Source organism: Bacillus pfraonensis, from assembly GCF_050768835.1.
In the GTDB taxonomy this organism is placed as follows: domain Bacteria; phylum Bacillota; class Bacilli; order Bacillales; family Bacillaceae_G; genus Bacillus_A; species Bacillus_A pfraonensis.
Genome location: NZ_JAHCDO010000046.1, coordinates 1 through 16,042, shown reverse-complemented (window position 1 = coordinate 16,042; position 16,042 = coordinate 1). Strand labels below are relative to the sequence as shown.

Here is a 16,042-nt window from a genome sequence, read left to right as displayed (position 1 = left end):
ATTGCTCCGCCGGCTGCTCCATCTAAGTAGTACCAACTACCTCCTGTTTTTAACCAGCCTGTCTTCATTGCTCCGCCGGCTGCTCCATCTAAGTAGTACCAACTACCTCCTGTTTTTAACCAGCCTGTCTTCATTGCTCCGCCGGCTGCTCCATCTAAGTAGTACCAACTACCTCCTGTTTTTAACCAGCCCGTCTTCATTGCTCCGCCGGCTGCTCCATCTAAGTAATACCAACTACCTCCGTATTTCAACCAGCCCGTCTTCATCGCTCCACCGGCCGCTGCATCTAGATAGTACCATTGATTATTTACTGAAATCCATCCTGTTTTTTTACTACCATTTTGATAATAAAACCATTTCCCATTTTGTGATTTCCATCCATTTTGCTGAGGAGCCGCTTGTGTTATCGTATTTGATGTTTCTGCTAAACTACTATTCGGTTGGAAACCGAGTCCTAGAGCCGCAGCTAAAGTAAGTGCTATAATTTGTTTTCTCATAAATTCCTTCCTTTTCCTAAATTTTATCATTGACTAAACATATGTACTATGTATAAGTATAGCTATTTCCAAGGTAAGTTTAAGAGTAGTAACACAATTGTAATGAAATTTAAATAGAATGAAATCCAGATTTAAACTTAGTGCATACTAGACTTATTTTATTTTTATATTTAAATTGAAAAAAACAAAAAGGCAACTGCATAATCTCAGTCACCTACAAGAAATTAGAAAAGGATAGATGAGCTTGCGAAAGTCCATCTATCCTTTTCTACAAACCTTAAAACTCTAGGTCAATGCCTATTCTGCCCTACACCATCTCTAGAATTTCTGAATCACCAAAACAATCATCACAATAATTCCTATAAACATCACCGCTAAACATCCAATTAGTTTATAAAAACCTCTCTTTGTGAGCGTATTATCTTTCGTAATATCTTTACGAACGAAGAAATACATGAATAGAACTAAAATAATACTGATACCAAATGCATAAAGAAGTTGCATTTTTTCTCCTTCCTATATAAGACCTATTTATTATTTTCCACTTAACATCTTTTAGATAAAACAACAAACGAAATAAAGACTGTACTAATTGTTAATGCAGCTAAAATATTAAGTAGTTCTCCAGCGGTCAATATAATGATTTCTAAATGTAAGCCAATTGAAAAAACAATAAAATATATTAATAATGCAAAGAAAGAATAAAACATTCCTTTTTGACGAATCAACTTCATTCGTTCATCTTTTTCTTTAAATTGCGGATGTAAATAACTTAAGCAAAAGCACATAATCATCATCGATACTAATGTATAAGTCGGAGTGGGTGGTGCAGAATGTGTCATAACCCCTGCCAACATCATGAATCCGCTCATGATTAAAAAGAACATGCCAATAATCAAAAAGTACTTCTGTGAATAATTCATTACTATTCCCCCTTCTCTATCATCCCTGTTCTTTCTCCTCATAAAGAAATACATTCTCAATGGTTGTCTGGAATGTTTTCGCAATTTCAAATGCTAAAGGAAGCGATGGATCGTATTTTCCTTTTTCAATTGAAATAATCGTTTGCCTAGACACGCCAAGCTTTTCAGCTAACTTCTCTTGAGAGAATCCAAATTTCTTTCGGTATTCTACCATTTTATTTTCCAAGAAATTTATCCCTCCTTACTTACATATAGTATAAAAGTAAAGGAAACTTTACGTCAAGTATCCTTTACATAAGATGCAGTTTATATGAGTAAATCTTTTGCACTCTACTCCAAAGTTAGATTCCGTATTTACTGGAATGTCCTCTTTATCATGACTATTTTTATAACCAAAGTGGGAACGTATAACAAATGAATATAACCAAAATATTAGGTTTCCTACTTATTCCTGTCCCCCGTTCTCTTTATTTTCACTTAGCATGAGGCAGAAAGAGGCTCTGACCGCTTCTAGGCATGGACAAATTCTCTCTCGCTTGACAAGGACGGTTTTATACTTTTTCAGGTGGGAAGTTTTCGTTATATTAATCCTCCTCTAATTTAAAAAATTAATATAGCTATATGCACGTTATTTTTTTTACATATACAAATTTTCTTCCTATTTGTATGAAATGAGCTATCGTTTTTGAGCAGTTTTCTGCTATATTTGCAAAAACTAACGATTTATAAGCCATTTTTAAATCATAATCATCACTTATAAGCAAATTTTTCTTTTTTCCTTTCAATATTTAACACTACCGAAATAAAGTTTACGATAAATTCATAATTTTTTATTTTTTATACTATATTCTGTTATATTGTTGTATAATATTCTTGAAAGCGCTTATTATTTTAATATACATAATTCAAATGAGTTTTTAACGAAAAATTCTAACAATTACCCTTGGACTTTCATCGGGATAATCTTTTCCAATGATGGATGTATCAAATGAAATCACCTATTTTTTCCCTAAAGTTACTTTATAACATGAAAGATTAACTTAGGTGATAAGTAATTGTGAATGTTTTTTTACAAAACGGATAAGTAATAATGTTTGGTATTATGTAAATTATTGTAATAACATAAGAGTAAAGATAACATTTACATTCATTACTGGTTCATCAATTATGAAAAGAGTGAAATGCATCCTTTTCACACGAAAAAAGGAATATATGCATTGGGAGGTTTAAACAAATGACGAGGAAGAATACAGCGACAAACCCTTGGGCCAAATTCCATGGTCCGAACCTTGGCTATGTTATTGAACAGTATGATCGTTACGTGACTAATGAAGGTTCTGTTGATCCGGAATTACAAGAGCTTTTTGAAACTTTTGGAGCTCCTTCATTCCAAGCTGATGTCGTAACAGGGGACAACAAAGAAACAAATTTTTCTCCTCAAGGTACAGGAAACATTGAAAAAATTCTTAAAGTGGTGCAAGTTGTAGAAAGTATCCGTTCATTCGGGCATCTATCCGCTCATATTAATCCGATGGAAGATCCTACTGATGGACAATCCCTTATTCATGCAGCAATGCAGGACTTGAGCGATGAAGATTTGAAAGCGATTCCAGCAAAAACAGTATGGCCAGATGCACCAAATGGTATTCACACAGCTCTTGATGTAATTAATAGATTAAAAGATGTTTATACAAAATCTTTAGCCTATGAATTTTCTCATATACAAGATAGTGAAGAACGTGCGTGGTTGCATCAAATGGTGGAATCAAATTCATTGCGTCAACCACTACCAAATAAAAAACGAACTGCTCTTTTAAAACGGTTAACAGCAGTTGAAAGTTTCGAGCAATTTTTGCATAAAACGTTTGTAGGTCAAAAACGTTTCTCTATAGAAGGTGTTGATATGCTTGTACCTGTACTGGATGAAATTATTTCAGAAGGTGCTAAGGGCGGCGTAAATGACGTTATGATCGGTATGGCTCACCGCGGCCGTCTTAGCGTACTCGCTCATGTATTAGAAAAACCATATAGTCACATGTTTGCTGAGTTTAAACATGCAACAATAGAAGGTGTAAATAGTAATGCTGGCTGGACTGGCGATGTGAAATACCATTTAGGTAGAGAACAAGTCGTTGGCTCTGAAGAAGCTAGCACACGCGTTACATTAGCAAATAACCCGAGTCACCTTGAGTTTGTTAACCCAGTTGTTGAAGGTTATGCACGTGCAGCTCAAGAAAATCGTAAAAAAGCTGGTTATCCTGAACAAGATGCTTCGAAATCATTCGTAATTTTAGTTCACGGTGACGCTGCATTCCCTGGTCAAGGTATCGTATCTGAGACTTTAAACTTAAGCAGACTGAATGCATACCAAACAGGTGGAACGATTCACATTATTGCAAATAACTCGGTTGGCTTTACAACAGATAGCTATGATTCTCGTTCTACAAAATATTCAAGTGACCTTGCAAAAGGTTTCGATATTCCAATCGTCCATGTAAATGCTGACGATCCAGAAGCTTGTCTTGCAGCTGCTAATCTGGCAATTCAATATCGTACGCTGTTCAAAAAAGACTTCTTAATCGATTTAATCGGTTACCGTCGTTACGGACATAACGAAATGGATGACCCAGCAGTTACGCAACCACAAGTTTATAAGAAAATTAAAAAGCACCCTACTGTTAGAGCAATCTATGCAGAGCAACTACAAGCTGCAGGTGTTTTAAATGCTGAAGAAGTCGAAACAATTACACAGTTTACGCAAGAACAATTAAAAGCTGAGTATGCACAAGTACCACCTGCTGATACGAGTGAAGCAGCTATACACGTGAAAGTTCCAGACGTAGTTGCAAGAGGTATTCAACCGATTGATACTGGTCTTCCGCTTGAAACACTTCGCGCAATTAACGAAGGACTTTTAACTTGGCCAGAAGGCTTTAACGTATATCCGAAAGTGAAGAAGATTCTTGAGCGCCGCAAAGATGCTCTTGAAGAGAACGGTAAAATTGAATGGGCACTTGCCGAATCTTTAGCATTCGCCTCTATTTTACAAGAAGGTACGCCAATTCGTTTAACTGGTCAAGATTCACAGCGCGGTACGTTCGCACACCGTCATATCGTATTACATGATACAGAAACAAACGAAACATATTCACCGTTGCACCGATTACCAAATATCAATGCATCGTTCTCAGTTCATAACAGTCCGTTATCTGAAGCTGCAGTTGTCGGTTATGAGTACGGTTATAACGTGTTCGCTCCAGAAACTCTTGTTATGTGGGAAGCGCAGTACGGTGACTTCTCAAATACTGCACAAGCATTATTTGATCAATATGTTTCAGCAGGAAGAGCAAAATGGGGTCAAAAATCAGGTCTAGTTCTTCTATTGCCTCATGGTTATGAAGGTCAAGGACCAGAGCACTCTAGTGCACGTCCAGAACGTTTCTTGCAACTAGCTGCTGAAAACAACTGGACTGTTGCAAACTTAACAAGTGCGGCACAATACTTCCATATCTTGCGCCGTCAAGCATCAATCCTTGGTACAGAAGCAGTTCGTCCATTAGTTATTATGACGCCAAAAAGCTTATTACGTCACCCACTTACAGCTTCATCAGGTGACAAGCTAAGTGAAGGACGCTTCCAACCTGCTTTAGAACAAGAAAACCTTGGTACGAAACCAACGAAAGTAAAACGCCTTGTTTTAACAACTGGTAAAATGGCAATTGACTTAGCAGCAGAAATCGAATCTGGTAAACATGAGTACAATTTGGATGAAGTTCATATTGTTCGCATTGAGCAATTGTACCCATTCCCTGCTGAAAAAGTTCAATCTATTATGAAACGCTTTAAAAACTTAGAAGAAATCATTTGGGTACAAGAAGAACCAAGAAATATGGGCGCATGGCATTACATGGCTCCAATTCTGTTTGAACTTGCTGGCGATAAAGTAAAAACAGGTTATATTGGACGCCCAGACCGTTCAAGTCCTTCAGGTGGCGATCCACATGCGCACCGAGCAGAACAAGAACTTATCGTGGCTCATGCATTAGATACAAAGTATAACTTCCGTCAAGACAAACAAGAAATAGAAGTTTATAGCAACTAAAAAATCGTTTTACTCTAGCTCATTTGGGCAGATTTCCTTAACTACTAGGTTGTAGAGAATTTCTGCCCAATTAAGCTGGAAAAGATGGAGATTACCGAAGAAAAAAGAAGACAAAACACACCGTTAGGCAAATAAGGGGAGGACATTTAAAATGATCGAAATTAAAGTACCTGAGCTTGCAGAATCTATTTCAGAAGGAACTATCTCACAATGGCTTATCAACGTAGGCGACAAAGTTGAGAAAGGTGGCAGCGTTGTTGAGCTTGAGACTGATAAAGTCAATGTAGAAATCATTGCGGAAGATTCAGGTATTGTATCGAAGCTATTAGGAGAGCCTGGGGATACAGTTGAAGTTGGTGACATCATTGCAATTTTAGATGCAAACGGCGCTGCAGTCAGTACACCTGCTCCAGCGGCACCAGAACAACCTAAACAAGAAGTTACTGAAGCACCAAAAGCTGAGGCTCCAAGTGCTACGCCAAATAAAACAGCTTTACAAGGTCTTCCAAATACAGACCGTCCTATCGCATCACCTGCTGCTAGAAAAATGGCACGTGAATTAGGCATTGACTTAAATGAAGTACGTAGCACTGATCCACTTGGCCGCGTAAGACCACACGATGTACAAGCGCATGCTGCTGCACCAAAAGCTGAGCCTAAACAAGAAAAAACAAGTCCAAAACCAGCTGCAGTGACTGAATTTGAAAAACCAGTTGAACGCGTAAAAATGTCCCGCCGCCGTCAAACAATTGCAAAACGTCTTGTAGAAGTTCAACAAACATCTGCAATGTTAACAACATTTAACGAAGTTGATATGACTGCAATCATGGAATTACGTAAAGAACGTAAAGACGCATTTGAGAAAAAACATGATGTTCGTCTTGGCTTTATGTCATTCTTTACAAAAGCAGTTGTTGCAGCATTAAAACAATTCCCATTGTTAAATGCTGAAATCCAAGGTGACGAGCTTATCATTAAAAAATTCTATGATATCGGAATCGCTGTAGCCGCTCCAGATGGCTTAGTTGTTCCAGTTGTACGCGATGCAAACCAATTGAACTTCGCTGAAATTGAAAGCGAAATTCGTGAACTAGGTAAAAAAGCACGTGATAACAAACTTACATTAAAAGAACTACAAGGTGGTACATTTACAATTACAAACGGTGGTGTGTTCGGCTCCCTTATGTCAACACCAATCCTAAACAGCCCACAAGTAGGTATTCTTGGAATGCATAAAATTCAAGTAAGACCAGTTGCAATCGATGCAGAACGTATGGAAAACCGTCCGATGATGTACATTGCTCTATCTTACGACCACCGCATCGTCGATGGTAAAGAAGCAGTTAGCTTCCTTGTTGCTGTTAAAGAAATGCTGGAAGATCCAAAATCATTATTATTAGAAGGTTGATTAACCTTCTAACTATACAAGGCTGTAGAAAGAATCGATACATTCGATCTTTCTACAGCTTTTTTTATAACGTGAAACTTGAATCAATGAGGTTTTTCTTCATCCCCACTGATTATTCCCCTTCACCAATCGGGCTTTTACGGGCAGCTCGTCTCCCACCTATGCTGAATTTTAAGGTAGGAGTCTTACTCCCCCTAAAATAGCAGGATAAAAATAAAACTATATTCCCCCCTTCTCTCCTACTTCCGTTATAATCAATCAGCTCCTACGCTTCCTCTATTCATGAATGAAAAACACTTTCTGTACTTAAATAGGCATTACAATCAGTAACATCCGCAGGGCGGAATTCATAGGTTGATGTGGAGAGCGCACAGAAAAATACAATTTCTCCCACTCTTTTTCACTTTTAAATAGCCCTATCTATGACTAGGAGGTTTAACATGTATCATTTCCAAAATGAAATTCAATCGTTAGGCTTGAATGATTTTCAAACAGGTGAGGTCACTGTTTGGGACCCTCAAACTCAGTCCTATTACATTACGCGCCCACAAAACTGTGGTGGGCAAAACTGTGGTGGGCAAAACTGCGGTGGGCATCACTGCGGCGGGCATCACTGCGGCGGGCATCACTGTGGCGGGCATCACTGTGGCGGGCATCACTGTGGCGGGCATCACTGCGGCGGACATCACTGCTGGAATGGACACCACTGCGGTGGACATCACTGCTGGAACGGACACCACTGTGGTGGACACAATTGCGGTGGACACAATTGCGGCGGACACAATTGCGGCGGTGGTGGCCGATAAAACCACTAAGCAGCATAGTTACTTAAAGAAAAAAGATTGCCTCTGCAACATCCACTGTAGAGGCAACCTTTTCTAACTTATCATAAGGGACAAATCAAAGTACATACACTGATAATGTGCGCTTAAAACGAACTGACTGATAAGGAGGAATAAAATGAGTAATCTGCGGACTTCCACAAAGCTAAAGATGAACAAAGATACATTTTTCATTCCCGATCCAGACGGAGGTGTTTATTTTAGAAACAACTCCAGTTCATTCCGGATGCAAGGAAGTGATATCTACCAATGGATTGAAAAATTGATGCCTATGTTTAACGGAGAACACACGTTAGAAGAATTAACAAATGGGCTCTCCCTTCCTTATCAAAATAGGGTATTTGAAATTGGCGAGATCTTGCACCAAAATGGTTTTGTTCGAGATGTGAGCCAAGGTGCTCCCCATCAATTAGAGAATGCATTACTTGAGAGATATGCATCACAAATCGAATTTCTAGAAAACACCTCCCAATTGGGGCCCCTGCAATTTCAAATGTATCGACAAGCTAAAGTGTTAGCAATTGGATCTGGATCTTTCTTTACTTCATTAGTTTCTTCCTTGCTTGAATCTGGCTTACCAGAGTTCCATTGCCTTATTACGGATCCCGCAGCAACAGATGATGCGCGACTTGTTGAGCTTGTACAAAAGGCCTATACTGCCGATCAAAATGTACTTGTTCAAAAAATAGATACAACGGTAGATTGGCCTTTACGAGAGATTTTCCAATCATTTGATTGGATTCTATATGTATCTGAAAGTGGTAATATTGAAAAATTAAAAATGCTCCATGAGATTTGTAGAGAAGAAAAGAAAAACTTTCTTCCAGCTCTTTCTTTACAACAAGTAGGATTAGTGGGCCCTGTCGTTACTTCAGATTCTAACGTATGCTGGGAATCAGCTTGGCGACGTATCCATGAGCCAGTTCTGCAAAAAGATGGTCCGCTAGAGCCTTTCTCGCCAATTGCCGGAGCTATGTTAGCAAACATCGCTGTTTTTGAGTTATTCAAAAACGTTACAGGAGTTACCAAACGAGAACAACAGAACCAATTCTTTTTACTAGATTCCGAAACACTAGAAGGCGAATGGCATTCTTTCATTCAACATCCACTTATCACGACTGAAAACTTGTACAGAGACATCATCCACAATCTCGGTGAAGTACTCGATCAACACTCTAATCAAAATCGTTCCAATGAGTTATTTCACTTTTTCGACCAGTTAACTTCAAATAAATCTGGAATCTTTCACACATGGGAAGAACAGGATTTAACACAATTACCTTTATCCCAATGCCGTATTCAAGTTGCCAATCCATTATCCGAAGGACCAGCTGAGCTCCTACGTGATATCATTTGCGGAGGTTTAACCCATGATGAAGCACGACGAGAAGCAGGATTAACCGGAATCGAGACATATGTATCACAAATGGTTGATTTCCTTATTCCCCCTTCATTCAGTAGAGAACAAGACGAATGCATGGGAATTGGAGCTGGAGAAACAATGCTAGAAGGTGTGTATCGCGGATTACAACACTATTTAACAGCTACCTTGCAGAAACGACAATTCCTCCAAACAGAAGAAATTTCTCCCTTGCAAGTAACCGAAATCAACGACACACACTGCCAATTTTATTTCAATGCACTCTCAACAATGTACGAAACACCCCAAATTGGAATTGGTGAAGAAGTGTTAGGGTTCCCTGTTGTTTGGACCCGCATGCACAATCAGTGGTATGGTAGTACCGATTTAAATATAACATTAGCGTTAAGAAACTCATTACAGCAAGCACTACTGCACGCGCAAAATCAACAGCTCCCTCTTAACTCCTATGTATTATTAGATTCAGCTATTTTCGTGCAGGACACAGACTCATTTAGAGTTGAAATACAAAGCGAAGAAGAGGTCCCTCAATTAGAAACCTTACAAGCAGCCTTACTAAATTTAAAAGAAAATAATCTTTATCCCGTCGTTTTTGATTTAGCCATCGAACCCTTTTTACAAGAAGGTTTGGGCAGTGTAGTTGGCGTGCTAATAAAAGAGGAGGAAAACTGATGGATACAAATATATTGCTTGTAGGAAAAGGTCTCCTCGCTGATTATGTAGATCAACAATTATCCGTTCACTATTCTGTCATTCGTCAAAACAATCTTGAAGAAACGCTTCCTGAAAATATTCACCTTGCTCTCATATTACACGATGGTTGCTCCCCTTCTATTCACCATAAAGCGGAAGAAATATTTCGATCCGCTAATATCCCTTGGCTTAGGGGCTTTATTTCATTTGGCGAAGGTATCATCGGTCCTTACATTAGGCCCAATCAACCAGGGTGCTCCCATTGCGCTGATGCAAGGCGACTCGTAGCTGGTTATGATCGAAAAGAAATGTGGGAACTGCAGCGAAGACTTTTAACGGAACGCGATGACAGTGTAGAGCGGGATATATATGCAACACAAAACGGCATTTTACAAATGAGCCACCTCATTTATGCAGAAACAGAGAAAATATTAACAAAGCATCATGCAACTTTACAAGAAGAGCTCCTTTTATTTAACATGCAAACATTTCAATGTTCACGCCATTCATTTCTCCCTGATCCTCTATGCCCGATGTGTAGCTCATTACCTGATGATACTGAATCAGCTGCTCATTTATCACTACAGCCTTGCTTCAAAACGAGCAGTGACACCTATCGTTGTCGTTCCATAGATGAATTAAATACTTTTTTAACGCAAGATTATTTAGACTATCGAACCGGACTTTTAAACGGAAAAATGCAAAATTCCCGTTTACCATTCGCTGACGTCATTGTAAATATGCCCTTACTTATGGGAAACGAAGGAGTTGCAGGCCGAACACATTCTTATACAATTAGCGAATCGACAGCGATTTTAGAAGGATTGGAACGATATTGCGGAATTGCTCCTCGCGGGAAACGGACAAAAATTCATGGGAGTTATCACGAGTTAGAAGACAAGGCGATTAATCCCGTTACACTTGGTTTACATACGAGTGAACATTATAACCAGCCTAATTTCCCGTTTAAGCCATTTCATCCTGATGATCCGCAAAATTGGGTATGGGGCTATTCTTTATTACAAAATCGCCCAGTATTAATACCAGAATCCGTTGCCTATTACAGCTTAGGGCATAAAGACGGATTTGTCTATGAAACTTCTAACGGCTGCGCCATTGGAGGAAGTTTAGAAGAAGCGATTTTTCATGGGATTTTAGAAATAGTAGAACGCGATGCCTTTTTACTAACTTGGTATGCACAATTACCACTCTCTCGCCTTGATTTAGCTTCTGCGTGCGATACAGAATTACAATTAATGATTGAACGAATGCGCACCATTACAGGCTATGATTTACATGTTTTTGATGCAACGATGGAACATGGAATTCCGAGTGTGTGGGCAATTGCTAAAAATACAAAACAGACCGGAATGAACCTTATCTGCGCTGGGGGAGCTCATATGGAACCAGTGCGAGCTGTAAAAAATGCCATTCATGAGCTAGCTGGTATGCTCCTTATAATGGATGAAAAATTTGAAGAAAACCGGCAAAAATATGAACAATTTTTACATGATCCATATCTTGTAACACAAATGGAAGATCATAGTATGTTATACGGTTTACCAGAAGCAGAAGAGCGTCTTCAATTTTTATTAAATAATGATCATCCTTTACAAACATTTGACCAAATGAATCACCTTCCATCTAATGATACCGACTTAACTGTAGACCTCAAGCACCTTCTAGACAGATTTGCTCACTTAGGACTTGAAGTAATCGTTGTTGATCAAACGGCTCCTGCTATCCGAAAAAACGGCTTACATTGTGTAAAAGTCTTCATTCCTGGCATGCTACCAATGACATTTGGTCACCATCTTACTCGCACATCAGGGCTACAAAGAGTACGAAACGTACCGATGGAACTTGGTTATATGGCTAATCCGCTAGCGTTTGAAGAACTAAATCCGCATCCCCATCCATTTCCGTAATCCGCTTTGTAAGGAGGAAATTTCATGGAATTAGAGGCATTTCTACACAATTTACATTTTTCTATCGATGAAATTATGCCCACAAATGAGAATGTTAACTGGGAAGATGCACCGCTTCCTTATAAACTATATCGTGGTTTACCTATTATCCCTCTTTCTCTTGAGGTGCCGCTAACATTTCGAAATCAAAATGTACCTACTGAACCCAATCTAGAAAAAATAGGACATTTTCTTTGGTATACATTCGGTCTGACCCAAATTTGCCAACCCTCTTTCCATTTCGATCAAGAGAAAACAAGGAATATATATCGAAGGTTTATTCCTTCAGGAGGAGCTTTGTACCCAAATGAATTGTATGTATATTTGAGAATAGAAACGATCCCATATGGCATCTACCATTACGACGTAGCCCATCATCGTTTGATTTTGCTACGGGAAGGAAATTTTGACTCTTATTTGACGCAGGCACTCGGGAATCGCTGTGATATATCTGCTTGTTTCGGCACTACTTTCGTATCAACTATGTTTTGGAAAAATTTCTTTAAATATAATAATTTTTCTTATCGGCTCCAAGGTCTAGATACCGGCGTACTCATCGGTCAATTACTAGAAGTTACGAAACAATTCGGCTATACGTCTGGTGTATATTTTCAATTTCTTGATCGAGCCATGAATCACTTACTCGGATTATCTGAGCAAGAAGAAAGTGTATACGCGGTTATTCCGTTATCTAGTAAACCTACAGCAGAATGGTTTTGCCATGAGGATACATTAGAAAAAAACATCTCATCTCATGAACTATCTCAAGAACTCCCTCTTCTGCAGCATGATTACTTTATTCGCTCACAAAATGTGATAGAGTATCCGATGATAACCAAAATGAACAGAGCTTCTATGCTAGAATCAACCGATCAATTTCAAACTGTACGAGAAGACGCAGCTGCTTCACATCACACGCAAACTTTAACGCTCCCAGAAGCGCAGCGATTATCGTACGATTTTGCATCCGTTTGTCAAAAACGCTATTCACCAGATCTAGACTTTGTCTTAAAAAAAATAAATGAAACGCAGCTCGCTACCTTACTTCAAGAGGCAACTCTTTCCTTTCCTTATCAAAATGATTTAGACGGAGAACATATCAACCCTAAAGCACGCGTCTCACTCTGCGGATGCTTTTATAACGTAGAAGGTTTGGCAAATGGGGCATATTCCTATGACAGCACTGCTCATGCATTAGAAGAAATTCAATCTGGGGACCTACGCCATTCTTTACAATCCGGTATGACAATGGACAATGTAAACCTCTTTCAAGTCCCACTCTGTTTACACGTAATCGGAAATAAGGATTATTTAAAAAACCATTTCGGTTATAGGGGATACCGGATTCAACAAATGGAAGCTGGCATACTCGTACAAAGGCTCGTCTTAGCAGCCTCAGCTATGGATATGGGTGGACATCCACTCTTAGGTTTTGATGCAAACTCATGTGACAAACTGTATGGAATTGATAGGACGCAAAAAACGTCCCTCATTCAAATTCCGATTGGTTTCTATCGACCTCGCACTTGGCTTAAAGGATATTTGCATAGCTAAAAGATCCGCCCTCTGCGTCTAGCAAAGGGCGGATCTTTTTAAAGGGATGTAAACTGTCTGAAGAGAATATACAAATTTAGGAAACTGATATATAAGGAGCAATACAGTTGAGTGTATTACAAAAATTAATCGAACAAGCTAAAAACCCTAGAGGTTCTATCGGATCATCGATGCTATGCATTATGAATACAGTACATACTAGACTAACAAATTGGGCTTTGCAAAAAATACATGCTTCGGGTAAATTAAAGTAGCATTATCAATCGCAACGCATAGTTCCTTTACTTCTTGGACACTTTCTCCAAAGTCCTCTTCATACCTTGCATTTGACTCTGCAATCCACTCTTCTACTGTTCTCATATTTATTGCCATTTCTTATCCTCCAGCGTCTTTCATTACTAGCTCATATGTATTTACATCATAATAAGATTTGTCTTCCGATATTTGCGGCATCTATTTTTCAAGAGTGAATATTATATCATAAATTTTTCAGTATAAAAAATAGCACCCCCTATAAGAAGTGCTATTCTGCTCGCCTCGCTGCTTGTTGAATCGGATCCCAAACACTGTTGTATGGCGGAGCATAGCTTAAATCGACATCCTCTAAATCGTGGATACTCATTTTATGAAATAAGGCCATCGCAATGACATCAATTCGTTTATCCACGCCTTCTTCTCCGATTACTTGTCCACCAAGTAATTGTTTTGTATCAGCTCGATACAACAATTTCACATAAAGTGGTGTGGCACTTGGATAATAACCAGCCATACTTGTTGAATCTACCGTTACTGTTTTATATGGGAGCTTTAATCCGCCCGCTTCTTTTTCATTTAAACCTGTTCTAGCTAATGTAAGTCCCATAAATTTAATAATACCCGTACCGAGAGTTCCTTTAAAAGCTCTTCGTTTATCAATCATATTTAGTCCCGCAAGACGACCTTGTTTGTTTGCAGTTGTACCAATTGGAATATGATCATGCGTTTCTTTTATGATATGGTAATGGGTTGCGCAGTCTCCTGCTGCATAAATATCTTCCACACTCGTTTGCATATAAGCATTTACTTCTATTGCTCCTTTGTTGTTTGTCCGGATTTCAGTTCCATTCAAAAATTCCGTATTTGGTTGCACGCCAACTGAGACTAAGACAAGATCCGTTTTATACGTTCCCTTATCTGTTTCAATATATTCTACTTTCTCATTTCCCTTAAATGCTTTTACATTTTCATTTGTTAAAATTTCAATATGATGTTTCGCCGCTTCTTCATGTATATACGCTGCCATATCAGCATCATAAATTGTTCCAATGTGATCATTTCTTTCAATCATTCGTACACGCTTCCCAAGTTCCACAAATGTTTCAGCCATTTCAAGACCAATTGCACCGCCGCCGATAATTGTTACTTGCTCAACATTTTGTTGCTGCAGTGTCTCCAATATTTTATGAGCATCCGGAATTGTTTTTAGAAGATGAATCCCTTTCAAATCCTTACCTTCCCAATCCGGCATAACAGGTCTAACTCCCGTCGCAATTAACAAGCGATCATATTTATATTGAAATTCTGTTTTTTCCTTTGTATGTATACCATGTACAGTTTTATTTTCAATATCAATTTTTGTTACTTCATGATTTGTTTTCGCATTAATTCCATACTTATCACGAAATGTCTTCACATCTCTGGCAATTAATTTTTCAGTAGAAGGAATCACGCCGCTAATCACATATGGAAGTCCACACTGTGCATATGAATATATCTCACCTTTTTCTAACGTAACGACTTTTGCTTCTTTATCGTTTCTAACAATTTGCATAGCAGCACTCATGCCAGCTGCATCCCCGCCAATAATTACATAGTTCACCAAACCACTCCTTTGACAGTCTCTATCGTTTACATTTTCCAAATTCCCCATAAATACTCTATAAATATCATATACAAAGTATAATACCTTCTTCCTTTTGTTTACAACTGAATCCCCTTCCGTCCAAACATAACAACGTACACCATTTCATATATATCCATTTTGGTTTTCCAACATGCTAATCTCGACTTCGAAAACAAAAAGAATCTTACGCTCATTTTCTTCTTCTGATTTCATATAACATAGGATTGAACTACCCCCACCTACCTCTACAAGAGCTTGAGGTGGGGGATTCTCCTGTCTCTGTACTCACAAAAACAGTTCCTCTCGTTCAACAAAGAGAATACAACGATATAGAGTTCGGTAGTGTCTGTATGTAATGTAAGACGACCTATTCTATCTTCCGACGTAAGGCAAACAAAATAGGTACAACTACTTTTTCTTATATCGAGGCTAGAACACTTTGTCATGCATCCAGTTCCTAGACTTGTTATCTGCTCTGGTAATAGGCATAAAAATCTGGGACAAAGTGTTCTTTTTTATCATGCAAATCGTTTTGCTAGTTTTTTCTTTTCATTTTCAAATAAGTGTAACCGCTCGATTTGTAAGACTTCTGTCGGCTGATCTACATCGTATAGCTGATAGAACTGATGTATGTGAATATCCAATCGATTGTTTAATTGATGCCAATGACTCCAGTGGTGCGCTTCTTTCTTTGGAATATAAGATTTCAGAACCCGAGGCACTTTTTCTTTATATCCTAATCCACGACGACCAATTATAAAGGCCGCGGATTGATGAATAGAAATCCCGAATT

10 protein-coding genes and 4 pseudogenes are annotated in these 16,042 nt (G+C 38.6%); 7 read left to right on the top strand and 7 right to left on the bottom strand.

What is annotated here, in order from left to right; all coding sequences use genetic code 11:
- The 4 genes and pseudogenes from KFD70_RS26545 to KFD70_RS26530 all read right to left on the bottom strand — a co-directional run.
- Window positions 1–497, bottom strand: a pseudogene (locus KFD70_RS26545) (3D domain-containing protein); the annotation flags it as partial.
- A gap of 318 nt (window positions 498–815) precedes the next feature.
- Complete coding sequence (locus KFD70_RS26540; RefSeq protein WP_336452848.1) at window positions 816–1,001, bottom strand: DUF3976 domain-containing protein; 186 nt, start codon at window positions 999–1,001, stop codon at window positions 816–818.
- 41 nt (window positions 1,002–1,042) lie between these two features.
- Complete coding sequence (locus KFD70_RS26535; protein WP_336452849.1) at window positions 1,043–1,420, bottom strand: permease; 378 nt, start codon at window positions 1,418–1,420, stop codon at window positions 1,043–1,045.
- A 19-nt stretch (window positions 1,421–1,439) separates the two neighbouring features.
- Window positions 1,440–1,646 (bottom strand): helix-turn-helix transcriptional regulator, encoded by a 207-nt coding sequence (locus tag KFD70_RS26530; protein WP_336452850.1) that lies wholly within the window; start codon window positions 1,644–1,646, stop codon window positions 1,440–1,442.
- A 1,008-nt stretch (window positions 1,647–2,654) separates the two neighbouring features.
- Here KFD70_RS26530 and KFD70_RS26525 point away from each other — a divergent pair.
- The 7 genes and pseudogenes from KFD70_RS26525 to KFD70_RS26495 form a co-directional block, all read left to right on the top strand.
- Window positions 2,655–5,522 carry a 2-oxoglutarate dehydrogenase E1 component gene (locus KFD70_RS26525; RefSeq protein WP_336452851.1) on the top strand — a complete coding sequence of 956 codons (2,868 nt, stop codon included), beginning with the start codon at window positions 2,655–2,657 and terminating at the stop codon, window positions 5,520–5,522.
- A gap of 151 nt (window positions 5,523–5,673) precedes the next feature.
- Window positions 5,674–6,930, top strand: coding sequence for a 2-oxoglutarate dehydrogenase complex dihydrolipoyllysine-residue succinyltransferase (gene odhB, locus KFD70_RS26520; protein WP_336452852.1), 1,257 nt, complete (start codon window positions 5,674–5,676; stop codon window positions 6,928–6,930).
- A gap of 508 nt (window positions 6,931–7,438) precedes the next feature.
- Window positions 7,439–7,762: a pentapeptide repeat-containing protein gene (locus KFD70_RS26515; RefSeq protein WP_431613478.1), complete on the top strand. Its 324-nt coding sequence runs from the start codon at window positions 7,439–7,441 to the stop codon at window positions 7,760–7,762.
- 128 nt (window positions 7,763–7,890) lie between these two features.
- A complete protein-coding gene (locus tag KFD70_RS26510; protein WP_336452854.1) occupies window positions 7,891–9,825 on the top strand; it encodes a putative thiazole-containing bacteriocin maturation protein in 1,935 nt (644 codons plus the stop codon).
- Window positions 9,825–11,774, top strand: coding sequence for a TOMM precursor leader peptide-binding protein (locus KFD70_RS26505; RefSeq protein WP_431613477.1), 1,950 nt, complete (start codon window positions 9,825–9,827; stop codon window positions 11,772–11,774). The genes KFD70_RS26510 and KFD70_RS26505 overlap by 1 nt, the downstream gene beginning before the upstream one ends.
- Window positions 11,775–11,798: 24 nt before the next feature.
- On the top strand, window positions 11,799–13,367 hold the full coding sequence (locus tag KFD70_RS26500) for a SagB family peptide dehydrogenase (protein ID WP_431613476.1): 1,569 nt from the start codon (window positions 11,799–11,801) through the stop codon (window positions 13,365–13,367).
- A gap of 107 nt (window positions 13,368–13,474) precedes the next feature.
- Window positions 13,475–13,600, top strand: a pseudogene (locus tag KFD70_RS26495) (SAM-dependent methyltransferase); the annotation flags it as partial.
- On the opposite strand, the pseudogene KFD70_RS26490 reads toward KFD70_RS26495, so the two are convergent.
- The 3 genes and pseudogenes from KFD70_RS26490 to KFD70_RS26480 form a co-directional block, all read right to left on the bottom strand.
- Window positions 13,593–13,739, bottom strand: a pseudogene (locus KFD70_RS26490) (DUF3908 family protein); the annotation flags it as partial. The pseudogenes KFD70_RS26495 and KFD70_RS26490 overlap by 8 nt on opposite strands.
- Before the next feature lie 151 nt (window positions 13,740–13,890).
- A complete protein-coding gene (locus KFD70_RS26485) occupies window positions 13,891–15,225 on the bottom strand; it encodes an FAD-dependent oxidoreductase (protein ID WP_336452857.1) in 1,335 nt (444 codons plus the stop codon).
- A 542-nt stretch (window positions 15,226–15,767) separates the two neighbouring features.
- Window positions 15,768–16,042, bottom strand: a pseudogene (locus KFD70_RS26480) (IS200/IS605 family accessory protein TnpB-related protein); the annotation flags it as partial.

What these genes read in the sequence shown, in the direction of transcription:
- KFD70_RS26510 (WP_336452854.1), top strand. Translation starts at nt 7,891, where the DNA reads ATGAGTAATCTGCGGACTTCCACAAAGCTAAAGATGAACAAAGATACA.
- KFD70_RS26525 (WP_336452851.1), top strand. Translation starts at nt 2,655, where the DNA reads ATGACGAGGAAGAATACAGCGACAAACCCTTGGGCCAAATTCCATGGT.
- KFD70_RS26540 (WP_336452848.1), bottom strand. Translation starts at nt 1,001, where the DNA reads ATGCAACTTCTTTATGCATTTGGTATCAGTATTATTTTAGTTCTATTC.
- KFD70_RS26500 (WP_431613476.1), top strand. Translation starts at nt 11,799, where the DNA reads ATGGAATTAGAGGCATTTCTACACAATTTACATTTTTCTATCGATGAA.
- KFD70_RS26505 (WP_431613477.1), top strand. Translation starts at nt 9,825, where the DNA reads ATGGATACAAATATATTGCTTGTAGGAAAAGGTCTCCTCGCTGATTAT.
- KFD70_RS26535 (WP_336452849.1), bottom strand. Translation starts at nt 1,420, where the DNA reads ATGAATTATTCACAGAAGTACTTTTTGATTATTGGCATGTTCTTTTTA.
- odhB (WP_336452852.1), top strand. Translation starts at nt 5,674, where the DNA reads ATGATCGAAATTAAAGTACCTGAGCTTGCAGAATCTATTTCAGAAGGA.